This window comes from Actinocrispum sp. NPDC049592, assembly GCF_040675465.1.
Classification (GTDB): domain Bacteria; phylum Actinomycetota; class Actinomycetes; order Mycobacteriales; family Pseudonocardiaceae; genus Kibdelosporangium.
This window is the reverse complement of sequence record NZ_JBFAPA010000012.1, coordinates 312,122-336,896: the sequence shown is the minus strand read 5'-3', so window position 1 is coordinate 336,896 and position 24,775 is coordinate 312,122. Positions and strand designations below refer to the sequence as shown.

The following is a 24,775-nucleotide window of genomic DNA, read 5'->3' as shown; positions in this document are numbered from 1 at the left end:
CCGGGGCCACACCTTTTCCACACTGATCGGTAATTTCTGTGCTTCGTTAGCACCCAGTGTGAACTCGGCTGAGGACGTTTTCATCCATGCAGGTCAGCCCGCCGACCAGGGGAACGCCCTTTCGGGCAGAACCACTTGAGTCCTCAGTGGACAGTCAGGCGGTCTGCGCCCGGCCGCCGTGGGCGCGCCCCCGCAGCACGTCGACCCGGTCCGAGCCGGGCCGCCCGATCACCCAGCTGGACCCGGACACGGCCTTGGCCTGCTGCTTCAGCGGTGCCAGCAGCCGGGACGCCTCGCTGTAGGAGGCCACCGTGTTCACCCCGCAGATCAGCGACGCCAGCGACACGGTGACCGGCATGCCCTCCGCGGACCAATCCTCGTCCAGCAGCATCCCGGCCAGCGGGGAGATCTCGTCCAGATCGGTCACCAGCAGGAAGTCGTCCCCGCCGACGTGCCCGACCAGCACGCCCGGCCTCGTGGACGCGGCCTGGTCCAGAGCCCGGCCGAAACCGCGGATCAGGTCGTCGCCCGCGGCCAGGCCGAGGGTGTCGTTGACCCGCTTGAACGCGTCCACGTCCAGCCAGGCGACGACGAACATGTGCCCGTCCTGGATTCGCCGGTCGACCTCACGGGCCACCGTGTCGGTGCCGGGCAGCCTGGTCAGCGGGTTGAGCGCGACGGCCTGCTCGACCTTGACGTCGGCGACCCCGCGGACCACCTCGGTCACCCGCACGATCCCGACGCACCGGCCGGCCTCGTCGGTGACCACGACGTCGTCACCGGTGCGTTCCCAGTCGGTGTCGCCGACCATCTCGAGCACTTCCAGGCCGGTGGCGTTGCGCTCGATGGTCAGCGGCACGTCCGCGTGCCGGGCGGCGGCACGCTTGGCGTGCAGCGCGTGCCCGTACGGTCCGGCCACGATCAGCAGGAACCGGCTGCGGTCGATGGTGTACTTGGGCACCCACTGCTCGTCGACCAGCACGACACCGTTGATGTCCGGCCGTTCGGCCATCATCGCGCGGACCTCGTCGGCGGTCGCGGTCTCCGGCAGCATCACGGCCGGGTGCAGGAAGTCGGTGACCCGCGGCGGGCGGATCGCGGTGACCCGGCGGGCGGCCGCCCCGGCCATCGCCGTGACCATCTGCGGTTCCCTGACCGCGTCGGCCAGGCCCGTGCCCTGGGCGACCCGCACGCCCAGGCGGCTCAGCGCCAGCAGCTGGGCCTCGGTGTTCACGCCGGACGCGGCCAGCTTGCAGTCCAGCCGGTTGGTCAGCTGGGCCAGCGCCTCGAACATCGCGGTCGCGCCGGAGTCGTCCGGCAGGCCCGCGATCAGCCGGGTGTCCACCTTGACCATGTCCGGGCCGGCCTCGGCCAGCAGCGCCAGCGGCACGTCGCCGTCGCCGATGCCGTCCAGCGCGATGCGGAACCCCTCCGCGCGCAGCTTGTCGATCCCGGCCAGCAGGTCGGTCCGGCGGACCGTGCAGAACGGGGTGCCGACCTCGATCACGACATCGCTGCTGTGCCGCCCGGTGTGGCGCAGGACGGGCGCGATGTAGCGGAGGATCTCGTCGGGTCTGGCGGCGGTGGCCGCCAGGGCGTTCACATGGAGCGGTACCGCTCGGTCCTGGGCGACGGTGTAGCTGTCCTCGGCGGCCAGCAGCGCATGGCCGATCAGCGCGATGTCGGTCTGGACCAGCTGACCCGCCTTGGCCGCGGCGCGGTACAGCGCGTGGACCGAGCCCTGCGCCGGCCTGGCCAGCGCCTCGACTGCCACCACCCGGCCGGTGCGTGTACTGAGCAACGGCTGGAACGCGAAGCTCACTTCTTGCGACGCGGACACGAAGTCAATTCTGCCGAACGAGGGACGGTTTTGAAAAATTAGTCACTTGATGTTCACGTTCCGGATGCCGGTAATCACCGATTTGGCGCAGACCAGACGCAACCGGCCGGACGCACGGCGAAAAATCGACAGCATCGCGGCCGCCGTGGCGGCCGGATCGTCCCGGCCGGAAAGGTACCCGCGCTGGGCGTCCGGCGGTAGGTCGAAGAACAGCTCGAAGAACTGTCGCGTCTCGGTGGCGGACAGTGACAGCAACGCCTCCAGGCCCCACCACCGCAGCCGGTGCACCACCCGGGCCCGGACCGGCCACAGCGCGCGCCACGCGTTGTCGCCGCCGGCGATCGCGGCGGCGATCCGCGGCGCGAGCCGGAACGCCTCGCCCACGCTGTAGCCCGCCGCCGGATGGACGAAGCCGGCCGCCGCGCCGAATGGCAGAACCCTGTTGTGTTTGGGTCGTGGCACGTCAAGGGGGAAACGCACCCGCTCGACCGCCGGCGCGTCGATGTCGATCCCGTGCGGCGCGAGCCGTTGCGCGAGCGCTTGGCGCAGCGTCCGGAAGTCCAGCGCGGGCCGCCGGGCCAGCGACGTCTCCTCCAGCAGCACCCGCCCGCCGCCGAGCGGCATCGCGTAGAGGAACGTGTTGTGCGCGGAGCGCCAGTCCATGAAGACCGCTTCACCCGCTGTGACGACCGGCGCCGCGGTCTGTTCATCGACGATCACACCGTAAGCCGTTTGTTCAGCGGTTCCGCCGCGTGATCCCATGGCGTTGACAACCGTTTTCGCGCGAAATGTGCGTCCGTCGAGAAGATCAACCGAATCGGGTCCGATGCGCACCACTTTTCCCGTGACCGCCGTCACGTTCTTCGTGAGCGCGGCCAGCAGCCGTTCGTTGCTCAAAATGGCGTAACGGCGCGCAATGATGTGCGGCTTGTTTGTGAACGCGCGGACCACGACGGGTTCCGCCGCGGTGACGTCCGGCGGCAGCATCGCCAGCTCGTCGCCCCATAGCCCGTACGTCGCCCGCCACGGCCGCAACGGGTGCGGCGCGACCACCGTGGTCTGCAGCCCGAGACGCGCGCAATGGGCGGCAAGCGCCCACCCCGCTGGACCGGCGCCCGCGATCAAGACGTCGGGCATACGTCGATCTCACCACACCATTACCTTTCCCCCATGAGCGATCCGAGGGAGGAACGGCGGTCCGGCGGGGCCCCGGCGGCAGCGTTCGACCTGGCAGCGAGCCCATTCCGGGTGGATCGGGACCGGATCGCCGGATCACCGTTCTTCGCCCGCCTGGGGGGTGTCACGCAGGTGGTGTCGGCGTCCGGGTCCGGCTTGCTGCACAACCGTCTTACCCACAGCGTGAAGGTGGCACAGGTGGCACGGGCGATCGCCGAGCGGCTGTGTGGCGACCCGGCGAACGCCGTCCTGCTGGACGAGCTGGGCGGGTGCGACGCGGATGTGACCGAAGCGGCCGCGCTCGCGCACGACCTGGGCCACCCGCCGTTCGGGCACCTGGGCGAGCAGGTGCTGGACCGGCTGGCCCGGCACCGGTTCGCGTTGGCTGACGGGTTCGAGGGCAATGCCCAGTCGTTCCGGATCGTCACGACCACCGACGTCGGCGGCCCGTCCGCGGTCGGCCTGGACCTGACCGCCGCCGTGCGCGCGGCGATGCTGAAGTACCCGTGGACCCGCCTCCACCACCCCGACCCGCACCCAAGGTTCATGGACCACCCGCCCCGCGGCGCCGCCGAGCCGCCGGAGGCGCCGGGCACCGGCTCGGGCAAGTTCTCCGCGTATGTCACCGAACTGGACGACCTGGCCCAGGCCCGCGAGGCCTACGCCGGCAAGCTGGCGGACTGGCAGCAGACCGTCGAGGCCTCCGTGATGGACACCGCGGACGACATCGCCTACGCCATCCACGATCTGCAGGACTTCCACCGGATCGGGGTCCTGCAGCACGCGCCGGTCGCGGCCGAGCTGGGCCAGTGGCAGGCGCGGTCGGCCGAGTTCAGCGCGTTGACCGACGACGAGGTGCGCGCGCAGGAACGGCGGCCCGGGTTCTCGCTGGAGCTGGTGCGCCGCAGGATGCACGAGAAGGACGCGTGGGTCGTGCACGACGACGCCTTCGCCGCGGCGGTCGCGCGGATCCGCTCGACGCTGGTGGACGACCTGCTGGCGACGCCGTTCGACGGGTCGGTCGAGTCGGAACAGGCCGTGGCGCGGTTCGCCAAGCAGTGGACGGTCCGGCTCGTCGAGGAGATCTCCGTCGTACGCGAGCCTTCCACGCGGTCCGGGCACGTCGTGCTCGGCGCGGAACAGTGGCACGAGGTGCAGGTGCTCAAGTTCGTCCACCGGCACTTCGTCCTGCTGCGCCCCGACTTGGCGTTGCACCAGCGCGGCCAGGCGCGGCTGCTGAGCAATCTGGTGGAGGCGCTGGACCAGTGGCTGGGCGATCGGTCGGAGGCCGGCCGGCTGCCGCGGCGGCTGCACGACCTGGTGGAGCTGGCCTCAGTGGAGTACGAGGCGCTGGCCCGTTCGGAGCCGGCGGTCTTGATCGGCGCGACCGGCGACGCGCCGCGCACGAAGGACGAGATCCACGCCCTGGCCCGTGGCCGGGCCGTGATCGACTTCGTAGCGTCACTGACCGACAAACAAGCGGTGTCCCTGATGGACGCTTTGTCCGGTCGCAGCGGTCAGCCCTGGTCAGATGCTTTCGTACTGTAACCACAAGTGGCAACGTCGTCACTCAAACGGCTGATATACCCCAGGTAAAAGGAAACCTAACGTCAGCGCGGCCGGGGAACCCGGTACTGGTCGCGTGTGTCGGGGCACGCTTTGTAACGCTGGAGGGGCCTAGTGCGTGCACCCAAACGGGTGAGTCGAAGAATCATTGCAGCGTCTGCTGGTGTGTTACTCGCGTTCGGGATCGTCACCCCGGCCGTGGCCGCGCCGATCCGGGAGCCGGGTGCCGCCGCCGCTGCCGAGAACGCCAAGCGGCAGATCGCCGCGCTGCAGGACCTCAAGGTCTCGCAGTCGAAGAACGAGTCCAAGGTGGACTCATCGCTGGTGCTGGCCAAGCGGGCGTCCTTCGGCGACCGCGCGCTGTCGTCGGCGGCCCCCGCGTTGCAGAACACGGTGAAGGTCGACGCCGGCAAGGTCATCGTCGACATCAAGGCCAAGGTCAGTGACGGCCTGGTCTCGGACCTGCGCAAGGCGGGCGCGGGCATCCGCGCGATCTCCGCCACGGTGGGGCAGGTCCGTGCCGAGGTGCCACTGTCCGCTGTGGACGGTATCGCCGGCCGCGGCGACGTCCAGTACATCGCGCCCGCCGCCGAGGCGATGACCGCGAGCGAGCTGCGCGGCCCGGCCGGCCCGGGCAAGCCCGCGGCCAAGCCCAGCAAGGAAGAACGGGCCAAGAAGGTCGCCGAGGCCACCAAGAAGGCGCTGGGCGCCAAGGCCAGGGCCGCCTCGGTGCCGATCGAGCCCACGGTCAGCCAGGGCGACGCCGCGCACAACGGCGCCAAGGCACGCCAGCAGTTCGGCGTGACCGGCATCGGCGTGAAGATCTGCGCGCTGTCCGACGGCGTCAACTCGCTGGCCGCGTCCGTCGCCTCCGGCGACCTGCCGGCCAATGTGGACGTTCTGCCCGGGCAGGCCGGTGACGGCGACGAGGGCACCGCGATGCTGGAGATCATCCACGACCTCGCGCCCGGCGCCGACCTCGGCTTCGCCACCGCGTTCACCTCGGACGCCAGCTTCGCGGACAACATCCGCCAGCTGCGCGCCACCGCGCACTGCGACATCATCGTCGACGACGTCGTGTACTTCAACGAGGCCGTCTTCCAGGACGGCCCGATCGCCCAGGCGGTCAACGACGTCACCGCCGCCGGCGCGCTGTACTTCTCGTCGGCCGGCAACGAGGGCAACGTCCGCGACGCCACCTCCGGGCACTGGGAGGGCGACTTCGTCGACTCCGGCCAGTCCATCGGCAAGTGGGGCGGCACCGCCCACAACTTCGCGGGCAGCAACGGGGTCCAGATCTACGAGCCGATCTCGGACGCGTCCTCCGCGCAGGTGCCGGTGCTGCTGAAGTGGTCGGACCCGCTGGGCAAGTCGGCCAACGACTACGACCTGTACCTGTTGGACGGCAACGGGAACGTTGTCGCGATGAGCCAGAACTACCAGACCGGCACGCAGGACCCGTACGAGCGGGTCAACACGCCGTTGTTCGGTGGCACCAAGCTGCGCCTGGCCATCGTGAAGTTCAAGGGCGACAACCGTTACCTGTCGCTGTCCGCGCTGCGCGGCCGGTTCCGCGACTCGGTCGACGGGCTGAAGGCCTACACCACCCCGGGTGAGACCTTCGGGCACGCCGCCGCGGCCAACGCCTACAACGTGGCCGCCGCCCCGGCCGCCGACCCGCTCCCGTTCGACCTGGAGCAGGGCGACCCGGCCAACCCGAAGGGCCCGTTCCCGGGTGCCTACACCAGTGCGCAGAAGACCGAGCGGTTCTCCTCGGACGGCCCGCGCAAGATCTTCTACAACGCCGACGGCACCCCGGTCACCCCGGGCAACGTCTCGTCGACCGGTGGTGTGGTGCGGCAGAAGCCGGACATCACCGCGGCTGACGGCGTCGCCACCTCGGTGCCCGACTTCCAGCCGTTCTTCGGCACCTCGGCGGCCGCACCGCACGCGGCGGCCGTGGCCGGCCTCGTGCTGTCCGGAAACCCGGGCCTGCCCCCGGCGGACGTCCGGCAGGCGCTGCTGGCGACCGTGACCGACATCGGCCCGGCCGGCTGGGACAACGTGTCCGGCTACGGCATCGTGATGGCGGACAAGGTGCTGACCTACACCGGCGCCAGCCCGCAGCCGCTGGCCGAGGCGCAGGCGCCTTCGGTCCGCGCCTCCGACGGCGGCGCGTACCTGCGGCCGGGCGACACCGCGACGCTGACCCTGCCGGTGACCAACCGCGGTGACGCGGCGGCGGTGTCGACCAGCGTGGTGCTCACCTCGCCGACGCCGGGCGTGACCATCACGCCGCGGTCGCGGTTCTACGGCACCATCGACAAGGGCCAGACGGGCGTGAACACGTTCACCATCACCGTGCCCGCCACGCAGCAGCTGGGCGACCCGGTGCTGCTGGACACCCGGGTGACCTACGCGGGGGCGACCTCGCCGCGGACCAGCCGGATCGCGGTGCCGGTCGGCCAGCCGTCGACCGTGGTGCACGACTTCGCCTACGCCGGCGCCCCGGTGGCCATTCCGGACGCCGACCCGACCGGTGTGTCGGTCCCGCTGACCGTCAGCGGCATCGGCCGTGCCTCGCGGATCACGTTCTCGGTTGACGGCACCACGTGCTCCAACGCCGACAACGCGACCACCGACGGCATCGACCACACCTATGTGGGTGACCTGGTCGGCACGCTGAAGTCGCCGTCCGGCGCCACCGCGGTGTTGTTCAGCAACAGTGGTTCCAGCGGCAACAACATGTGCAAGGTCGTGTTCGACGACAAGGCGACGACGCCGTTCCGCGGCGTCAGCTCGGACCTGGCGCCGTACACCGGCACCTGGCGGCCGTTCCAGCCGTTCGGCAACGTCATCGGCAACGCCGACGGCACGTGGACGTTCACCCTGGTGGACACCGCGGCCCGGGACACCGGCACGCTGCGCAACGTGTCGCTGCACGTGTCCGGCTATGTGACCGCCGGGCAGCAGTAGTGGTTTCCTGAGTCGGGCCCCCGGGGACTTCCCTGGGGGCTCTTCTCGTTGCTCAGCTGCCGTCGGACATGATCGGCTCGGTCAGCGGGGAGCCGTCCGCCTTGCCGACGAAGCAGAAGATGCGGCGTTCGGCGCCGGTCAGGATGGTGGAGGAGCCGATGGGGTGCAGCTTCCATGCCTGCAGCGTCGGCACGATCACCCAGTACCGCAGGGTTTTCTCTTTGTCCTTGCCGATCACCTTGTCGGACAGGAACTTCTTCGTGCACTCGGTGCCACCTTTGCGGGTCAGCTCGTCGACCGGCGGGTAAGGGACGTCGTGCATGCTGTCGAAGCTGCCGTACACCGTGGCCAGGAACTGCACGTCGTGGGGGACGAAGCAGCCGGTCTGGTGGCTCGGCTTGAACTCGTGCGCACCCTTGGCGGGTGTCCACTTGAGACAGTCCTTCTCCTGGACCTGCAGCAGGTCGCCGTCGGTCTTGATGTCCCCGTCCGGCCCGATGGTCAGTACCGGCTGCATCGCCGTGGAGGACTCGGGGTCCTTCGTCGTCGTCTCGGTCGGCAGGCTGAGGCTCGGCAGGGTGGGGGCGGTGTCGCTCGGCAGCGACGTGTTGAGCAGGTCGCTGTACGAGTGGTTGGTCGCGAACGTGAACCAGAGCAGGGTCGCGAGGATGACCGCCAGCGGAATGAACGCGAACGCCATGCGCCCCCGGGCGCGCTTGCGAGCGGCCCGGACCGCGGCGACGTAGTCGTAGACGGGCGGGTCCGGGTACTTGGACGACGACGGTGGCGGCAGGGGTGGGGCCGGGTACTCGTGCGGGGTCGGTTTGGGCTCGTCCACCTTGGTGGCACCGGGGCCGTTGTCCACTTTGGTGCAACCGTGCCGGTGGCCGGGGTCCACGGGCCGGGTGGCCGCCGGGAGGTCCGCGATGAGCTGGCGGGCGTGCTCCGTGCCGATCCTGCGGTCCGGGTCGGGTTCCAGGAGGGCCACGATGAGGGCGAAGAGCTGACCGGTGGCGCGCGTCGGCTGGGGCCGTTCGGTCATCACCGCGAGCATGGTCGCCGAGGAGGTGTCGCGTTCGAAAGGTCCGTATCCCTCGCTCGCATAAAACAGTGTCGCGCCAAGGGCCCAGAGGTCCCACGCGGGCGACGCGGCGTGGCCGGAGAAGCGTTCGGGGGACATGTAGGCGGGCGAACCGATCAGCGCGCCGGTGGCGGTCAGGCGCGGGTCGTCCAGCGACTGCGCGATGCCGAAGTCGGTCAGCTTGGCGGTGCCCTTCGCCGGGACCATCACGTTGCCCGGCTTGACATCCCGGTGAACGATCCCGGCCTCGTGCGCGGTCTGCAGTGCGGACAACAGCTGGCGGGCGATCCAGGCCACTTTGCCGCCGTCGAGTGGCCCTGTCCTGGCGACCAGATCCGTGAGCGTGGGAGCGTCGATCAGCTCCATCACGATGTAGGTCTGGTCGTCCTGCTTGATGAGGTCGTAGACGGTGACGATCGCCGGATCGGCCAGCCTGCCGGCCAGCCGCGCCTCCCGGATCACCCGCTCCTGGTAGACATCCCGCTCCTCGGGCGGCACACCCCCGGGCACGGCGAGCTCTTTGACGGCGACATCCCGCCCGAGCACGGTGTCCTGCCCCAGCCACACCGCGCCCATCCCGCCGCGGCCCAGCTCCCTGATCAGCCGGTAGCGGCCGTTGCCCACCTCACGCATGATCGGAAGTGTTGCACGGGTTGTCGAAAGGTTTAGCGGGTGAGCCGGGTCCGGATGACCTCCGACGGCGGGCGGGCGGTGCTGGTCGCGCCTGCCCGGGTGGAGGGCTGGTTCGAACGGTTCGCGGAGCGGCATTCCGGTATCGCTGTGATGGACGTGTCCTTGTGGTCGGTGGTGGCGACCGCTTCCGACGGTGCTTCGGCCTCGGTGGCTGTTCCTTATGGGCCGCTTGAGGATCGCACTTTCCCTGGGTTCTTGGCGCATGTGACTCGGCCGCGGGTGGTGGCGGTTCTGCTGGTTCGGGTGGGTGGGTACAGCATGGGGATCGCTGAGGGGGAGCGGGTTGTCGTGTCGCGGACTGGGCGGAAACCCGTGCAGGGGCGGACTTCCGCCGGTGGTTGGTCTCAACGGCGGTTTGCTCGGCGGCGGGCGGGGCAGGCGCGGGTGGCGCTGGAGGCGGCTGCTGATTCGGCTGCGGAGGTTCTGGTGCCGCGGTTGTCCGATGTGGATGGTGTTCGGGTTGGTGGGGATGTCCGGGCTTTGGCTGTGCTTCGGGGGGATTCTCGGTTGGCTGGGTTGTTCGGACGGGCTGAGGGGCGGGTGCTTGAGGTGGGGGAGCCTCGGCGGGAGACCCTTGATGCTGCTGTGGCTCAGGCTCTGGCTGTGGAGATCGTTGTGCGTGAGCCTTAGGTGGTGGTCTCGTTGATCACCTCACCTGACCTCCGCCCACCTCAGCGCACCTCATCTCAACCCGGCCCGGCCCGCCCCGCCCGCCCCCAATCCGGGTGGGTGTGTGATGGGGGACACGGTGTGGTGGCTGTGGGTAGTTGGTGGGGGGAAAGGGGTTCGCGGGGCTCAGTACAATGGGGGTGTGGTCGCCACCTGCGAGCCACCTGTCTACGGAGCCCACTGGTGATCACTGCTATCGACTTGGAGTTGCGTGCCGCCTCGCGCATCCTGCTGTCCGAGGTGACGCTGCGCGTCCAGCCCGGCGACCGGATCGGCCTGGTGGGCCGCAACGGTGCTGGTAAGACGACGTCGCTGCGGGTGCTGGCGGGGGAGGGCGAGCCGTACGCGGGGGCTGTCCGGCGCACGAGTGAGGTGGGGTACCTGCCGCAGGACCCGCGGGAGGGTGATCTCTCCGTCACGGCGAAGGACCGCGTGCTGTCCGCGCGTGGCCTGGACCAGTTGCTGCGGGAGATGGAGAAGGCGCAGTCGGCGATGGCCGAGCTGGTCGACGACCGGGCGCGTGAGGCCGCGGTGGTGAAGTACGGGCGGCTGGAGGAGCGGTTCGCCGCGCTCGGGGGTTATGCCGCCGAGAGTGAGGCCGCGCGGATCTGCAGCAACCTCGGGCTGCCCGACCGGGTTCTGGCGCAGCCGCTGAGCACGTTGTCGGGTGGGCAGCGGCGGCGCGTCGAGCTGTCCCGGATTCTGTTCGCCGCCTCGGATGCGGGGGCCGGGGGCAAGTCCAGCACGATCTTGCTGCTCGACGAGCCGACCAACCACTTGGACGCGGACTCCATCGCGTGGCTCCGCGGCTTCCTGAAGTCCCATGACGGTGGGCTCGTGGTGATCAGCCACGACGTGGAGCTGCTCGACGCGGTGGTCAACAAGGTCTGGTTCCTCGACGCCAACCGCGCGGAGCTGGATCTCTACAACATGAACTGGAAGAAGTACCTGGAGGCGCGCGCCACCGACGAGAAACGCCGCCGCCGGGAACGCGCCAACGCGGAGAAGAAGGCCGGCGCGCTGATGGCGCAGGCCGACAAGATGCGCGCGAAGGCCACGAAGGCCGTGGCGGCGCAGAATATGGCCAAACGCGCGACGAAGCTGCTGGCCGGCCTGGAAAGCGAACGGCAGGCCGACAAGGTCGCGCGGATCACGTTCCCCGATCCGGCTCCCTGCGGCAAAACTCCGCTCACCGCCGAAGGACTCAGCAAAAGCTACGGCTCGCTCGAGGTTTTCACCGGAGTGGATCTCGCCATCGACCGCGGCTCCAAGGTCGTGATCCTCGGCCTGAACGGCGCGGGCAAGACCACTCTGCTGCGCCTGCTCGGCGGGATGGAACCGTCCGACTCCGGCAGTGTCCACCCCGGACACGGGCTCCGCCTGGGCTACTACGCGCAGGAACACGAGACCCTCGACCACGAGGCCAGTGTGTGGGCCAACATCCGGCACGCCGCCCCGGATACGCCCGAACAGCAGCTGCGCACCCTGCTGGGCACCTTCCTGTTCAGCGGCGAACAGCTCGAGCAGCCCGCGGGCACGCTGTCCGGCGGCGAGAAGACCCGGCTCGCCCTGGCCGGCCTGGTCTCCAGTGCCGCCAACGTGTTGCTGCTCGACGAACCCACCAACAACCTCGACCCGGCCAGCCGCGAACAGGTGCTGGACGCGTTGCGGCGCTACACCGGGGCGGTGGTCCTGGTGACGCACGATCCCGGTGCGGTGGAGGCGTTGGAGCCCGAGCGAGTGATCTTGCTGCCCGACGGGACGGAAGATCACTGGTCCGCAGACTATCTTGAACTGGTCCAGTTGGCCTGAATCCCGCACTGGTTCGCAATAGATCTCCGGTGATCCACTCGGATGGAGTAGTGCGACTGGGCGACTTCATGATGATTTTGCGAACTCGCCTGGCGTTCGGCGCTTCCGTGTTCGATCATTGCGGGCGCAGGGGTCGCATTCGCACCCCCGGTTACTCGCTACGGAAGGCGGAGACGTGGCTGACCTCAAGAAAGGCGCGCGTATCACCGGCAGTACGCGCGACAAGCTAGCCGCTGATCTGAAGAAGAAGTACGAAAAAGGCGCCAGCATTCGCGCTTTGGCGGAGTCGACGGGACGGTCGTACGGATTCGTGCACCGCGTCCTGTCGGAGTCCGGTGTGACGCTGCGGGGCCGTGGTGGTGCCACGCGCACGAAGAAGAAGTAGCGACTGATCTGCTTGTCCCGCCACGGAAATCGGCGCTCACCGGGGCTCCCCGACATCGGCCCCTCGCCCGGCGCCCGATGCGGTGGGATGATCGACTGCACACGCAGTGGCCGGCCGGGACGCGGCCCGCTCGGCCACCGCGAAGGCCATTGCGGCCCCCCACAACACAAGCGGGTACACCAGATAGCCGTACCTGCTGGCCGGCACCACCAGAAGCGCTGCGGCCAGCACGATCCCGGCCTTGGTCATCGCCGCTGAGCCCGTCACGGGCGGCCTGCGCACCAGCCAGACCACCAGCGCCAGCGCGGTGATCCCGGCCAGGACCAGCGCGATCGCATGCCCGGCCGGCCCGGTCTGGGCGATCAGATGCCCGGGGAACGGGCTGGCGGCGGGCGAGCTGACCCGGCCCGCACCGGCCGGGAACTTGATCACGTGTTCGACGAACGCTCCCGGTTGGACGATCAACACCGGGATGTTCAGCAGTGCGGTGACCCCGAGGAACACGGCCAGAACCCGGGCCACGACAGCACCTCCGGCCCGGGCGGCGACCAAGCAGAAGATCACCACCACGGCGGGCAGGGCGGTGAGTTTCATGCTCACCACGAGCGCGACCATCACCGCCGAGAGGGCGTAGCGGTCGCGCACGGCCAGCGCGCCGGACAGCACCAGCAGGCCGATGATCGCCAGGTCCGGCCCGGCGACCGCGAATGTCAACGCTGTCAACGGGCTCACGATGGCCAGGTGCGCCGCACGCACCGCAACCCGTGGCCAGTGCAACAGTCGCAGGCTCACCGCGATCGTGGCCACCGCGACCAGCGCGAACATGATCCGCGCATCGGTCAGCGGGCCGCCGAGCAACGCCCTGGGCAGCCCGAAGACGGTCATCACCGGGCCGTAGGGGGTGTAGTTGTTGACCTCGGGGTGCGCCAGCGCGGCAATGTCCACATAGGGCGTTCCGGTGTCCAGCAGCAGCCTGGCCGAGCGTTCGATCACCCACACCTCGGGCTGCGCCGACCACGACCAGGGCGTGATCAGCCAGTCGACGCCGCTCAGCCGGGTCACCACCAACACTCCCAAAGGGACGATCATCCCCAGGCCGGCCACCAGGCCGACCGGCAGCCAGCGCGACCGGAGCCACCCGCCGCTGGAAGATCCGCTGATCAGCAGCCAGACCGCGTGCGCGGCGCCGAACACGTACGCGACCGAGGCGAAGTTGCCCCAGATTCGGTAACCGTAGAACTCCGACCAGATCGCGGTGCCGATGGCGAAGGCGGCGCACACCACGTAGATGGTGATGTCCCACCGCAGATCTCGCCGATCGCCCACAGCGAAAAGGTTACCGACTGGGAAGTAACGGGTCGCCGGGGGTGTTGACTGCGGGGACTGGTGATAGGAGTGCACGCGTGGACGGAAGTTGGAGCCTGCTGATGGGGGCGGCGCGCAGTGGGAGCGTGCCGAAAGGCGTCCGGAAGGGAACTTTCCGGCGCGTCCTGCGATTTGCGCGGCCGCATCGGCGTTTGCTGATCGTCTTTTTGATACTTACAGTGGTCTCAGCGGTGCTCGCAGTGACCACTCCGATTTTGGCCGGCCGCGTTGTTGACGCAATTGTCGGCGGACGCGACGCGAGTGTAGTGGTTTGGTTGGCGGTTCTGATCGCCGCGCTGGCCATTCTGGACGCCGGTCTCGGCGTGGTGGAACGGTGGCAGTCCGCGCGGATCGGCGAGGGCCTGATCTACGACCTGCGCAGGGGTGTGTTCGAACACGTTCAGCGCATGCCGGTCGCGTTCTTCACCCGGACGAGGACCGGTGCCCTGGTCAGCCGCCTGAACAACGACGTGATGGGCGCCCAGCGGGCGTTCACCTCCACGCTGTCGGGCCTGGTGGCCAACGTCATCCAGCTCGTGCTTTCGCTGGGCGTGATGGTGACCCTGTCGTGGCAGGTCACCGCGCTGGCGCTGGTCCTGCTGCCGATCTTCGTGCTGCCCGCCCGGCGGGTCGGCAAGCGGCTGGCGGACCTGCAGCGCGAGGCCGCGGGCCTGAACGCGGCGATGACCACCCAGATGACCGAACGGTTCTCCGCGCCCGGCGCCACCCTGGTCAAGCTGTTCGGCCGGCCGAAGGCCGAGGCCGAGGAGTTCGGCGAGCGGGCCGGGCGGGTCCGCGACATCGGCGTGCGCAACGCGATGGCCACCCGCTGGTTCATGACCAGCCTGACGCTGGTGTCGGCGCTGGCCACGGCCCTGGTCTACGGGCTGGGCGGCTGGCTGGCGATCACCGGTTCGCTGGCCCCTGGCACGGTCGTGGCGCTGGCGTTGCTGCTGACCCGGCTGTACTCGCCGCTGACCGCGCTGGCGAACGTCCGGGTGGACATCATGACCGCGCTGGTGTCGTTCGAGCGGGTCTTCGAGGTGCTCGACCTGCCGCCGATGATCCAGGAGAAGCCAGACCCCGAGACCGTGCCCGAGGGCGGGGTCTCGGTGGAGTTCGACGACGTCCACTTCGGCTACCCGGCCGCCGACAAGGTCTCGCTGGCCTCGCTGGAGGAGGTCGCCGCCCTGGACCAGCGCGGTGGCAAGGAGGTCCTGCACGGCATCTCGTTCACGGCGGAGCCCGGCCAGATGGTCGCGCTCGTCGGGTCCTCGGGGGCGGGCAAGTCGACGATCGCCTCGCTGGTGCCGCGTTTGTACGATGTGGACAGTGGAGCGGTCCGGCTGTCCGGTGTGGACGTCCGGGAGCTGTCGTTCGACTCGATCCGCGACACCGTCGGCGTGGTCACCCAGGACGGGCACCTGTTCCACGACACCATCCGCGCCAACGTCGCCTACGCGCGGCCGGACGCCACCGACGCCGAGATCGCCTCGGCGCTGTCCCGGGCCCGGCTGGCCGAGCTGATCGCGTCCCTGCCCGATGGCCTGGACACCGTGGTCGGCGAGCGCGGCTACCGGCTGTCCGGCGGGGAACGGCAACGCCTGACCATCGCCCGGCTGCTGCTGGCCAACCAGCGGGTGGTGATCCTGGACGAGGCCACCGCGCACCTGGACTCCGAGTCCGAGGCGGCCGTCCAGGAGGCCCTGGTGCACGCGCTGGAGGGCCGCACGGCCGTGGTGATCGCCCACCGGCTGTCCACGATCCGTGCGGCCGACCAGATCCTGGTGGTCGAGGACGGCGAGATCGTCGAGCGCGGCACGCACGAGGACCTGCTGGCCCGCGAGGGCCGCTACGCCGATCTGCACAACACCCAGTTCGCGACGTCCAGCCCGGCGAAACTACCCGCCGCCTAGGCCGGGGCCGGCCTGCTCTGCACGGTTTCCGGCAGGGCGGCCGGCTCGCGGTCGTTCACCGATTCCAGCGTGCGGCCGGTGGTGCGCGGGCCGAGGACGGCGACATCCACCGCGACCACCAGCATCGCGGCGGCCACCACGGCGAACAGCGTGTTCGGGCCGGCGTTGTTCAGCAACGGCACCAGGACGAACGGCATCGCCGCGGTCGTCAAGCGGGACAACGAATACGTGCCGCTGGCGGCGGTGGAGCGCAGGCCGGTCGGGAAGATCTCGGCCTGGTAGATGTGGAACGCGTTGGAGAACACGTTGCTGACCGCGGTGTAGAGGAACCCGAACGTCAGGATCAGGCCCATCGAGGCCGAGTAGCCGAAGGCGATGCCGAACGCGCCCATCGCCAGCCCGGACCCGATCACCAGGTACTTCCGCTCGACCCGTTCCACCACCAGCAGCGACAGCGCCGAACCGACCGGGTAGCCCAGGAACGTCAACGCGGTGAACAGCAACGACTGCGAGACCGGATAACCCTTGGCGGTCAGGACAAGCGGGACCAGCGTGCCGAAGCCGTAGTAGCCGAACGTCTGCAGCACATGGAAGATCGTCATCATCAGGGTACGGCGGCCGGTCGGCGGCTCGAACAGCTCACGCACCCGACGGGCCCGGACCGGTTGTGGCGCAACGGGAACATCGATCGCCTTGCCGGCGACGCCCGCCTCGGCCTCGAACCGGGCCAGCACCTGCTCGGCCTCCTGAGTGCGGCCGACCGAGTACAGCCAGCGCGGTGACTCCGGCAACCCACGGCGCAGCAGGAACACCACGCCCGCGCCGAGCGCGCCGATCACGAACATCCACCGCCAGCCGGCGATGCCGAGGATGGTGTGCTCGGTCAGGCCGCGCGCCAGGAACCCGACGACCGGCACCCCGCAGAACGCCAGCGTGTAGGCCCAGGCGATGAACTTGCCGCGCTTGCGGGCGGGCAGCAGGTCGGTCAGGTACGTGTCGGCCAGCGGCGGTTCGGCGCCGAGGCCGATACCCGCGAAGAACCGCGTGACCAGCAGCATCGCCGGGCCGAAGCTGAACGCGCCGAGGAACGAGAAACTCGAGTAGAGCCCCAGGTTGAGCAGGAACGCGCCGCGCCTGCCGAACCGGTCGGCCAGCCGGCCCAGCACCAGCGCGCCGAGGAACATGCCCACGAACGTGGACGCCAGCAGCGGCGGCAGCTCGGCCTTGGTCAGCTTGAACTGCTCGACCAGCACGGAACTGAGCACGCCGGTCAGGAACACCTCGTAGAACTCGAAGAACAGGCCGAGGCCGACGGCGAGCGTCGCCCGGCGGTGCGTCCTGGTGACCGGCAGGCGGTCCATCCGGGCCGCGATCGGGTCGGTGTGAACTTCGGCCATCCGCTTGTCTCCCTTGACGTTGGGCCGGGTGAGCCACACGTGGCCGCCTTGGCTGGAACAGCGTTGGTTCGATGAGCGGCGAATCCACAATGCAGGTTGGCAACCCATGATGTGACTCGGTATACCGTCGAGTCAAGGACTGTGGCGAGGGTCAGTCGACTGAATCGGTCAGGCGCGCGCCTGACCTGTAGCCCAACAGCCGCGACGCCGACGCGGCCGCCTCGACGACGAGCGGGGCCAGCCGGGGCACGTCCGCCGGGGACATCCGCTGGGTCGGCGCGCCGATGCCGATCGCCGCGGTGAGCTCGCCGCCCATGCCGAACACCGGCCCGCTGATCGAGGCCGCGCCCAGGTCGCGTTCCTCGAAGCTGCTGGCGTAGCCGTCCTGGCGGACCTGGTCGAGCTGCTCGGTCAGCAGGTCGATGTCCACAATGGTGCGTGGCGTGAACCTGGACAGCCCATGCTGCACGGCGTCCTTGCGCGCCAGCGGATCCCACGCCAGGAAGACCTTGCCGGCCGACCCGGCGTGCAGCGGCATCACCATGCCCACCACGAACAACCGGATCACCGTGTGCCGCGACTCGGCCAGCGAGACGACCGTGCGGAACGCGCCATCGCGGACGTACAGGCACGCGGTCTCACCGGTCTCGTCGCGCAGCTGCTGCAGCGCGGGCTTGGTCAGCCGGACGATGTCCAGGCCGAACGTGCCCGGCGCGGCCCACTGCACCAGGCCGAGGCCGACCCGGTAGACGTCCTCGTGGCGGTCCAGGAACCCCTCGCGGACCAGGTTCTGCACCAGCCGCTGGCAGGTGCTCGCGGGCAGGCCGGTCGCGCGGGTGATCTGCTGGAGGGTCTGCTCCGGGCGTTCGATCGTGAACGACTCGAGGATCTGCCGGAACTTGCGCAGCACCAGCACCGGTGCGCCCGCGCCGCCCCGCTCTTCCGACATCGGCCCAACCCTCCCTTTCCGGGCACATGGTAGCCAGGGTGACTCCTGTGACCACGGCAACGCTTGACCGCGGCTCTAAAACCCGTATCGTGAGATTACAACTCACTATATGGGTTTTAGGAGCTGGTCATGGGTCCCTTGGACGGGGTGCGGGTTCTGGAGCTGGGCAATTTCATCGCCGCGCCGACCGCGGGCCGGCTGCTGGCGGACTTCGGCGCCGAGGTGGTCAAGATCGAACGCCCCGGCACCGGCGACGAGCTACGCCGCTGGCGCCTGCACGGTGCTGAACACGGGGCGAACACGTCTCTGCTGTTTCGAACCCTGGGCCGCAACAAGAAGTCCGTGACCCTGGACCTGCGGCACGAGCAGGGCCGCCGGATCGCCCTGCGGCTGGCCGCCCGCAGCGACGTGGTGCTGGAGAACTTCCGCCCGGGCACGCTGGAGAAATGGGGCCTGGGCCCGGACGAGCTGCGTGCGGTCAACCCGGACCTGGTGATCGTGCGCGTGTCCGGCTACGGCCAGACCGGCCCCTACCGCGACCGGCCCGGCTTCGGCGGTGTGGCCGAGGCGATCGGCGGGTTGCGGGCGCTGACCGGGTATCCCGGGCAGCCGCCGACCCGCGTGGGCATCAGCCTCGCCGACTCGGTCGCCGGTCTGTACGCCGTGATCGGGGCGTTGTTAGGGCTACTGCGCCGGGGCGGTGAGGTCGTCGATGTGGCGCTGTACGAGGCGGTCTACTCGCTGATGGAGTCGCTCGTGCCGGACTTCGACGCCTTCGACGTGCGCCGCGAACCGGCCGGAGCGGGCCTGCCGGGGGTGGCGCCGTCGAACACATATCGTTGTGCGGACGGCAAATACATCGTGATCAGCGGCAACGGAGACGCGATCTTCCAGCGGCTCATGCGCACGGTCGGCCGCCCGGATCTGGCGGACGATCCGCGCCTGGCGGACAACGCGGGCCGGGTGCGGCACAGCGGTGAACTCGACAATGCCATCGGCGCGTGGGCAGCTTCGCGCACCCAGGATGCCGCCGCGCTGGAGCTGGACGCGGCTTCGGTGCCCAACGGCCCGATCCTGACCGCCGAGGACATCGCCAAGGACCCGCACTACGCGGCCCGGGGCATGCTCGACCGGCACCCGGTCCGGATCGGCGACCGGGTCGCGCAGATCGCGTTTCCCGGTGTCGTGCCAAGGCTTTCCGAGCATCCGGGCGAGGTCCGCAGCCTCGGCCCTGAGCTGGGCGAGCACACCGACAGCGTGCTCGAGGAGCTGAGGATCGGCGCGGAGGACCGCGTCCGGCTGCGCTCACAAGGGGTGATCTGAATGGCCGACCAGGTGCTGGTCACCGAAGTCGTGCTGCGGGACGGGTTTCAGGACGAGCCGCTGGTGGTGCCGACCCACGAGAAGCTCCGGCTGGCCCGGGCCCTCGTCGATGCGGGCCTGACGTCGCTGGAGGTCGGCTCGTTCGTCGCGCCAGGCAAAGTGCCGCAGCTGGCCGACACGGACGAGCTGGTGTCCACTTTGGAACCTGGCACGCCCGCGACCCTGCACACGTTGGTGTTCAACGAACGCGGTGCGCGGCGGGCGATCGCGGCCGGGGCCCGGTCGGTGCGCTTTGTCGTGTCCGCCAGCGAAGGCCACAGCGTGGCGAACGCGGGTGTCGGCACCGATGCGGCCCTGGATCGGTTGGCGGCGGCCGCTTCGCTGCTGACCTCGGCCGGAGTCGCTTTGGAGGCCTGCATCGCGACGGCGTTCGTGTGCCCGTTCGACGGTGACACCGATCCCGGCCGGGTGGTCGCCATCGCGTCCCGGCTGATCGGGCTGGGGGCCCGGGTGATCCACTTGGCGGACACCATCGGCGCCGCCAACCCCAGTCGGATCCGCCGTACCGTCAAGGCGGTCCAGGGTCTTGACCGGCCGTTGGGCTTGCACGCGCACAACACCTACGGGCTCGCGGCCGCGAACGTCTGGGAGGCCTTGAACCTGGGCGTGCGCCGGTTCGACAGCTCACTCGGCGGGATCGGTGGCTGCCCGTTCGCCCCGGGCGCGGCCGGCAACGCCGGCACCGACGACCTGGTCAACCTGTTCCACCGGGAAGGCCTGGCGACCGGGATCGACGTGGTGAAACTGGCCGAGATCCGCACCCAGGTCGGGATAACGGTCGGGCACCGGCTGGAATCCGCCCTGTCCGCGATTCCAGCGGTGCCCGCCGCCCTTCGGTGATACTCCGCTACAGCGGAGGAATGCGGGAGCCGTACTGCTCGAAGTAGCGCGCGTTGGCCTCGTCACCGCCGGGAACGTTGGAGCTGCGCCACAACGGCACCTCGGCCCCGGTCTCGGCGGCCTTGTCCACCAGCCGCGCCAGCACCTGGTTCCAGAGGAACGCGTTGGCCACAGTGGACAGTGCGGCGGTGATCGGCTCGGCCGCCGGGTAGCTCGAATCACCAGGCGCCACAAGGGTGTCCAGCACGACAGTGGCATTCTCGGCGAGGGTGCTTTCCGCGCGGCGCGGGGCGACGGCGTTGGCAGGGCTGGAAGTCACCGCCACCACCGGGATGTTGTTCTCACGGGCGGTCACGGCCAGCTCGACCGGATAGGGGTTCACCCCAGAGGTGGAGAACACCACGAGCACATCGTGCCCGCTCAGCCCGACCTTGCCGAACACCTCGGCGGCCAGCCCGGTCAGCCGTTCGGCGCTGGTAGACGCCTTGGCGCCGTGCAAGGGGAAGATGTCCGGGTGGTACAGCGGGTACACGCAGGCCAGACCGCCCGCGCGGTAGAAGGTCTCGGCGACGGCCGCGAGGGAGTGCCCGGCGCCCGCGGTCAGCACCAGGCCGCCGGCCCGGATGCTGCTCAGGAACAGCTCCGCCACGTCCTCGATCGCCGCGGCGTTGTGCTGTTCCACCTTGGTCAGGTGGGCGCGGACCAGGTCGCCGTACTCGGACGTGGTCACGGCTTCGGCCGTCATGCTGCTGGTACCTCCATCGTCGGATCCCGCAATGGTCTATACCACTGGGCCGGACCCGGTCAAGAGGGCGGCAGGTCCCCGGGCGTGTCGACGTCCCGGCCGTCGGAAACATCCCCACATGGAACGATTTCCGGACGGTTGCGGCGGAGGTACTCGCGGGCGCCGGCGTCCCCGGTCGCCAGCTCGTACGCGCCCGCCCAGTGCTCCCGGCCGAGCAGCACCGGATGACCCGGTTCACCGTCGTATCCCGCGCGCAGCAAGGCTTTCGGTGTCGCTCGTCGAACCAGCCGCCGGACCGCCTCGGCCGTGACACCAGGTGTGTCCACCGGCAGCACGACCACCGCGTCGGCCTCCGGCAGCGCCTTGAGGCCGACCCGCAACGACGAACCCATGCCGGTCGCCCAGTCCGGGTTGTCCACGGCGTTGAGGTCCGGCAGCCGCTCGCGGACCTCGGCGGCGCCCGCACCCAGGACGGCGATCACCGGTTCGCAGCCGCCGTCGATGAGGACCCGCACGGCTCGTTCGACGAACAGCTTTCCCTGGTAGCGCACGAGGGCCTTGGGCATGCCGTACCGGCGGCCGGCCCCGGCCGCCAGCACCAGCCCGGCGACGTCAGGCATGCGCCGACAGGTGTTCCAGCAGCAGCCGGGACAGGCCCTCGTCGGCCTGCTCGGGCAGCCAGTGCGAGATGTCCTCGAACATCTCGAACCGGTAGGGCCCCTCGACCCACTCGCCGGTGCTCAGCGCGGCCGTCGACCCGAACGCCGCGTCCTCGGTGCCCCAGACGTACAGCGTCGGCACCTTCACCTTGTCGGTGTGCCCGCTGAACTTGATGCCGCGGTACCAGTTCAGCGCGGCCACCAGCGCACCCGGCTCGGACAGCCGTTCCACGTACTCCCGCACGTGCCCGTGTGGCACGACGCCCTCGAACAGCGCCTTCAGCGAGCTCGCGTTGTTGGCCAGGAGCTGCTTCTCGGCGGTGCGGACGTTCTGCAGGTTCGGGATGTACGACGAACGCAGCTGCTGGTCCTCGTCGGTGCGTACAGCGCGCGCGTAGGCACCTGGGTGTGGCGTCGACACGACGGTGAGGGTCCGCAGTCTGTCGGGGTTCTCGGCGGCCACGTGCCAGGCGACGCTGCCGCCCCAGTCGTGGCCGACCAGGTCGAACCGGCTCCAGCCCAGCTCGTCCGCGATGGCGAGGGCGTCCCCCGCGACCTCCTCGATGGAGTAGTCCTCCGGCCGCTCGGGCCGCACGCCGGGGGAGTAGCCGCGCTGGTCCGGCGCGACCGCCCGGCAGCCCGCCGCCGACAGTGTGGCCAGCTGGTGTTCCCACTCGGTGGACGCTTCCGGGAACCCGTGCAGCAGCAGGACCGGCCTGCCGTCGTCCGGGCCCGCGGCCAGTGCGTCGAACCGGCCCTGAGGTGTGCTGATCCCGATGTGCTCGATCACGCGGCTAGTCTCGCAAACGTGGGTGAACCTCGTTTGCGCCAGTTCTCCTCGTCCCGTCCCCAGGCCGCCGTGCTCGTGCTGCACGGTGGGCGTGAGCACGGCACGAGCGTCGTTCCGCCGTGGTCGCTGGCGTACGCGCGGATGGTCCCGTTCGCTCGTGACCTCGCGCGGCAGCCGTCGCTCGCGGTGTTCCAGCTGCGCTACCGGGTGCGCGGGTGGAATGCCCCCGCGTTGGACCCCGTCGTGGACGCCCGGTGGGCGCTGGGCGCCATCCGGCAGCAGCATCCGGACGTGCCTGTGGTGCTCGTCGGGCACTCCATGGGCGGACGCGTCGCGTTCCGTGTGGCCGACGACCCTGCCGTGACTGCTGTGTGCGCGTTGGCACCGTGGTGCCCGCCGTCGGATCCCGTGGACCAGCTGGCGGGACGGACCGTGCTCATCGCGCACGGCACTGCGGACCGGACTACCGACCCACGGCAGTCCCAGGCATATGCAAAACGTGCCGCTGACATCGCATCCGTCGAACTGCGCTGGATCGAGGGGGAGGGTCACGCCATGCTGGGCAAACCCGCGGTGTGGCGTGACCTAGTGCGACGGTTCGTGCTCGGAACGTTAGTGTCCTGACAACGGACGCAACCCCGGCCTGCGGTGCCACGTCTTTGTAGGCATCCTTGAAAGGTCGGGGGACAACATGAGGATGGCGATGAGCTACAGGCCACCGTCCAGGGACGGGCAGAGGCAGACCCGTGCGTATCCGATGTCCGGTCAGGACTACCGGCAGCAGCCCCAGCAGGGCGGCTACCGGCAGCCGCCGCCACCACCCGGCGGCGGGGTCGGCCTGGCGGAACGGCCACCGGCGCCACGCAGAAAGCGGCGGGCCGGCCGGATCCTGCTGATCATCCTGCTCGCGTTCGTGCTGCTGATCGGCGTGATCTGGGCGTACCTGGAGTTCTCGATGAACCGCGTCTCGGCGCTCGAGGACTACGCGGGCCGCCCGGCCGCGGGCGCGGGCACGAACTGGCTGATCGTCGGTTCGGACAGCCGCGCGGGCCTGGACTCCGAGGACCAGGAGCGGCTGTCCACAGGGGACGCCAAGGGCCAGCGCACCGACACCATGCTGCTGCTGCACCTGCCCGGCAACGGCGAGAAGGCCACCATGGTCTCGCTGCTGCGTGACTCCTATGTGGACATCCCGGGCAAGGGCAAGAACAAGCTGAACGCGGCCTACGCGCTGGGCGGCCCCAAGCTGCTCGCGCAGACCGTGGAGCGCTCCACCGGGCTGCGGCTGGACCACTACATCGAGATCGGCTTCGGCGGGTTCGCCGGGATCGTCGACGACGTGGGCGGCGTGAACATGTGCCTGGACAAGCCGATCAACGACCCGCTCGCCGGGATCAACCTGCCGGCCGGCTGCCAGGACCTCGACGGCGCCAACGCGCTTGGCTACGTCCGCACCCGGGCCACCCCGCGGGCCGACCTGGACCGCGTGATCCACCAGCGCCAGTTCATCGGCGCCCTGATGAACAAGGCGACCAGCTTCGGCACGCTGATCAACCCGTTCCGGATGGTCCCGATGATCGCCGACATCCCGGACGCGATCACCCTGGACGAGGGCGACCACCTGCACAACCTGCCGTCACTGGGCTTCGCGATGGCCGGCGCGAGCAGCGGCAAGACCCAGACCACGACCGTGCCCGTCGGCGGCTCCCGCAGCGTCGCCAAGATCGGCTCGGTGATCCTCTGGGACGAGACCAAGGCGAAGACCCTGTTCGACGCCCTGCGCAACGACACCGCGGTCCCAGCGAACCTGATCGTCACACCCGGAAGCTAAGTGCCGCCAAGCCAAAATGCCGGTGCCCTCACGGGGCGCCGGCATTTTCGCTGTGGGGCAGTGGGTTTGGCCTGGGTTTTGGCCTGGGTTTGGCCTCCGGCCCCCGGACTCGATGCTACCCGCCGCTACCGACAAAACGTGGTCGCGAGTCGCTGACCTGCGGAGACGCGGATCTTGTCGGTGCCCGTTGGTAGCGTGGAAACCGGGGCCGGAGGCCAAGCCGGAATCAGGCCTTGGTGGCGTGGATCTCCAGCAGGGTCGCGGGCAGGCTGGTGGGGTCGGCGCCTTGGCCGACGCCCCTGAACTGCCCGGGTGCGATGGTGACCTGGGAGGCCGTGCCGCCGATGGTCACGCCCACCGTCACCGTGTGGCCGGCGGGGCCGCGGATGTTGTAGGTGTTCGGGATTTCCAGGGTGAGGCGGCCGGTCTGGCCGGTCACGGTGAAGCAGACCTGGTTCTTGGTGTTGCTGTACACCTCCAGCTGGCCGGTGCCGGGCAAGCAGTCGGCCAGCAGGATGTGCCCGTCGCCCTTGAGCAGCTTGATTCCCTTGGTGCGCAGGATGTCCGCGGCGCCCGGGTAGTCGTAGTCCTCTTCGAGGGTCGGTGGTTCGTCGTCGGCGGCGGTGGCCGGGACAGTGAAGGACACCGTGCAGGCCGCCAGGGCCAGTGCGAGCAGTGGGAGCTTTCTCATCGGTTCTCTCT

General features: G+C 69.7%; 20 protein-coding genes. 10 read left to right on the top strand and 10 right to left on the bottom strand.

Features of this window, described 5'->3' with window-relative positions; translation table 11 throughout:
* Positions 1-154: 154 nt before the first annotated feature.
* Together AB0J95_RS29190 and AB0J95_RS29185 are read right to left on the bottom strand one after the other, a co-directional pair.
* On the bottom strand, positions 155-1,840 hold the full coding sequence (locus tag AB0J95_RS29190) for a GGDEF domain-containing protein (RefSeq protein ID WP_364764581.1): 1,686 nt from the start codon (positions 1,838-1,840) through the stop codon (positions 155-157).
* A 42-nt stretch (positions 1,841-1,882) separates the two neighbouring features.
* Complete coding sequence (locus AB0J95_RS29185) at positions 1,883-2,977, bottom strand: lycopene cyclase family protein (RefSeq protein WP_364764578.1); 1,095 nt, start codon at positions 2,975-2,977, stop codon at positions 1,883-1,885.
* A 33-nt stretch (positions 2,978-3,010) separates the two neighbouring features.
* Here AB0J95_RS29185 and dgt point away from each other — a divergent pair, with 33 nt between their 5' ends.
* The gene (gene dgt / locus AB0J95_RS29180) at positions 3,011-4,564 is read left to right on the top strand and encodes a dGTP triphosphohydrolase (protein WP_364764575.1); all 1,554 of its coding nucleotides are present in this window, start codon (positions 3,011-3,013) and stop codon (positions 4,562-4,564) included.
* A 183-nt stretch (positions 4,565-4,747) separates the two neighbouring features.
* On the top strand, positions 4,748-7,558 hold the full coding sequence (locus AB0J95_RS29175) for a S8 family serine peptidase (protein WP_364764572.1): 2,811 nt from the start codon (positions 4,748-4,750) through the stop codon (positions 7,556-7,558).
* Between the two features lie 52 nt (positions 7,559-7,610).
* Here AB0J95_RS29175 and AB0J95_RS29170 read toward each other — a convergent pair whose 3' ends face one another.
* Positions 7,611-9,272 carry a serine/threonine-protein kinase gene (locus AB0J95_RS29170; RefSeq protein WP_364764569.1) on the bottom strand — a complete coding sequence of 554 codons (1,662 nt, stop codon included), beginning with the start codon at positions 9,270-9,272 and terminating at the stop codon, positions 7,611-7,613.
* A 54-nt stretch (positions 9,273-9,326) separates the two neighbouring features.
* Here AB0J95_RS29170 and AB0J95_RS29165 point away from each other — a divergent pair, with 54 nt between their 5' ends.
* From AB0J95_RS29165 to AB0J95_RS29155, 3 genes are all read left to right on the top strand, one after another.
* A complete protein-coding gene (locus AB0J95_RS29165) occupies positions 9,327-9,962 on the top strand; it encodes an acVLRF1 family peptidyl-tRNA hydrolase (protein ID WP_364764632.1) in 636 nt (211 codons plus the stop codon).
* A 222-nt stretch (positions 9,963-10,184) separates the two neighbouring features.
* The gene (locus AB0J95_RS29160) at positions 10,185-11,813 is read left to right on the top strand and encodes an ABC-F family ATP-binding cassette domain-containing protein (RefSeq protein ID WP_364764566.1); all 1,629 of its coding nucleotides are present in this window, start codon (positions 10,185-10,187) and stop codon (positions 11,811-11,813) included.
* Between the two features lie 175 nt (positions 11,814-11,988).
* The gene (locus tag AB0J95_RS29155) at positions 11,989-12,198 is read left to right on the top strand and encodes a helix-turn-helix domain-containing protein (protein ID WP_133909271.1); all 210 of its coding nucleotides are present in this window, start codon (positions 11,989-11,991) and stop codon (positions 12,196-12,198) included.
* 36 nt (positions 12,199-12,234) lie between these two features.
* Here the strand turns inward: AB0J95_RS29155 and AB0J95_RS29150 are convergent, their stop codons facing one another.
* Positions 12,235-13,524 (bottom strand): glycosyltransferase 87 family protein, encoded by a 1,290-nt coding sequence (locus tag AB0J95_RS29150; protein ID WP_364764563.1) that lies wholly within the window; start codon positions 13,522-13,524, stop codon positions 12,235-12,237.
* Positions 13,525-13,601: 77 nt separating this feature from the next.
* Here AB0J95_RS29150 and AB0J95_RS29145 point away from each other — a divergent pair, with 77 nt between their 5' ends.
* Positions 13,602-15,479 (top strand): ABC transporter ATP-binding protein, encoded by a 1,878-nt coding sequence (locus tag AB0J95_RS29145; RefSeq protein ID WP_364764560.1) that lies wholly within the window; start codon positions 13,602-13,604, stop codon positions 15,477-15,479.
* Here the strand turns inward: AB0J95_RS29145 and AB0J95_RS29140 are convergent.
* The gene (locus AB0J95_RS29140; RefSeq protein WP_364764557.1) at positions 15,476-16,876 is read right to left on the bottom strand and encodes an MFS transporter; all 1,401 of its coding nucleotides are present in this window, start codon (positions 16,874-16,876) and stop codon (positions 15,476-15,478) included. The two genes, AB0J95_RS29145 and AB0J95_RS29140, sit on opposite strands and share 4 nt — an antisense overlap.
* 151 nt (positions 16,877-17,027) lie before the next feature.
* The gene (locus AB0J95_RS29135; protein ID WP_364764554.1) at positions 17,028-17,825 is read right to left on the bottom strand and encodes an IclR family transcriptional regulator; all 798 of its coding nucleotides are present in this window, start codon (positions 17,823-17,825) and stop codon (positions 17,028-17,030) included.
* A gap of 129 nt (positions 17,826-17,954) precedes the next feature.
* Here AB0J95_RS29135 and AB0J95_RS29130 point away from each other — a divergent pair, with 129 nt between their 5' ends.
* The gene (locus AB0J95_RS29130) at positions 17,955-19,148 is read left to right on the top strand and encodes a CoA transferase (RefSeq protein ID WP_364764552.1); all 1,194 of its coding nucleotides are present in this window, start codon (positions 17,955-17,957) and stop codon (positions 19,146-19,148) included.
* The gene (locus tag AB0J95_RS29125) at positions 19,149-20,048 is read left to right on the top strand and encodes a hydroxymethylglutaryl-CoA lyase (protein WP_364764549.1); all 900 of its coding nucleotides are present in this window, start codon (positions 19,149-19,151) and stop codon (positions 20,046-20,048) included. It begins immediately after the preceding gene.
* Between the two features lie 7 nt (positions 20,049-20,055).
* Here the strand turns inward: AB0J95_RS29125 and AB0J95_RS29120 are convergent, their stop codons facing one another.
* From AB0J95_RS29120 to AB0J95_RS29110, 3 genes are read right to left on the bottom strand one after another with little or no spacing between them, the layout of a single operon-like run.
* A complete protein-coding gene (locus tag AB0J95_RS29120; protein WP_364764546.1) occupies positions 20,056-20,793 on the bottom strand; it encodes an SIS domain-containing protein in 738 nt (245 codons plus the stop codon).
* Positions 20,794-20,852: 59 nt separating this feature from the next.
* On the bottom strand, positions 20,853-21,413 hold the full coding sequence (locus tag AB0J95_RS29115) for a nucleotidyltransferase family protein (protein WP_364764543.1): 561 nt from the start codon (positions 21,411-21,413) through the stop codon (positions 20,853-20,855).
* Complete coding sequence (locus AB0J95_RS29110) at positions 21,406-22,242, bottom strand: alpha/beta hydrolase (protein WP_364764541.1); 837 nt, start codon at positions 22,240-22,242, stop codon at positions 21,406-21,408. Before AB0J95_RS29110 ends, AB0J95_RS29115 begins: the two co-directional genes overlap by 8 nt.
* Before the next feature lie 18 nt (positions 22,243-22,260).
* On the opposite strand from AB0J95_RS29110, the gene AB0J95_RS29105 reads away from it, so the two are divergent.
* Both AB0J95_RS29105 and AB0J95_RS29100 read left to right on the top strand, forming a co-directional pair.
* Positions 22,261-22,866 (top strand): alpha/beta fold hydrolase, encoded by a 606-nt coding sequence (locus tag AB0J95_RS29105; RefSeq protein ID WP_364764538.1) that lies wholly within the window; start codon positions 22,261-22,263, stop codon positions 22,864-22,866.
* Between the two features lie 79 nt (positions 22,867-22,945).
* The gene (locus AB0J95_RS29100) at positions 22,946-24,073 is read left to right on the top strand and encodes an LCP family protein (protein WP_364764535.1); all 1,128 of its coding nucleotides are present in this window, start codon (positions 22,946-22,948) and stop codon (positions 24,071-24,073) included.
* A gap of 226 nt (positions 24,074-24,299) precedes the next feature.
* On the opposite strand, the gene AB0J95_RS29095 is transcribed toward AB0J95_RS29100, so the two are convergent.
* Positions 24,300-24,764, bottom strand: coding sequence for a hypothetical protein (locus tag AB0J95_RS29095; RefSeq protein WP_364764532.1), 465 nt, complete (start codon positions 24,762-24,764; stop codon positions 24,300-24,302).
* Between the last annotated feature and the right edge of the window lie 11 nt (positions 24,765-24,775).

Coding starts and splice junctions, on each gene's coding strand:
- AB0J95_RS29185 (WP_364764578.1), bottom strand. CDS start 2,977: ATGCCCGACGTCTTGATCGCGGGCGCCGGTCCAGCGGGGTGGGCGCTT.
- dgt (WP_364764575.1), top strand. CDS start 3,011: ATGAGCGATCCGAGGGAGGAACGGCGGTCCGGCGGGGCCCCGGCGGCA.
- AB0J95_RS29170 (WP_364764569.1), bottom strand. CDS start 9,272: ATGCGTGAGGTGGGCAACGGCCGCTACCGGCTGATCAGGGAGCTGGGC.
- AB0J95_RS29165 (WP_364764632.1), top strand. CDS start 9,327: ATGACCTCCGACGGCGGGCGGGCGGTGCTGGTCGCGCCTGCCCGGGTG.
- AB0J95_RS29140 (WP_364764557.1), bottom strand. CDS start 16,876: ATGGCCGAAGTTCACACCGACCCGATCGCGGCCCGGATGGACCGCCTG.
- AB0J95_RS29135 (WP_364764554.1), bottom strand. CDS start 17,825: ATGTCGGAAGAGCGGGGCGGCGCGGGCGCACCGGTGCTGGTGCTGCGC.
- AB0J95_RS29130 (WP_364764552.1), top strand. CDS start 17,955: ATGGGTCCCTTGGACGGGGTGCGGGTTCTGGAGCTGGGCAATTTCATC.
- AB0J95_RS29125 (WP_364764549.1), top strand. CDS start 19,149: ATGGCCGACCAGGTGCTGGTCACCGAAGTCGTGCTGCGGGACGGGTTT.
- AB0J95_RS29120 (WP_364764546.1), bottom strand. CDS start 20,793: ATGACGGCCGAAGCCGTGACCACGTCCGAGTACGGCGACCTGGTCCGC.
- AB0J95_RS29115 (WP_364764543.1), bottom strand. CDS start 21,413: ATGCCTGACGTCGCCGGGCTGGTGCTGGCGGCCGGGGCCGGCCGCCGG.
- AB0J95_RS29100 (WP_364764535.1), top strand. CDS start 22,946: ATGAGCTACAGGCCACCGTCCAGGGACGGGCAGAGGCAGACCCGTGCG.
- AB0J95_RS29095 (WP_364764532.1), bottom strand. CDS start 24,764: ATGAGAAAGCTCCCACTGCTCGCACTGGCCCTGGCGGCCTGCACGGTG.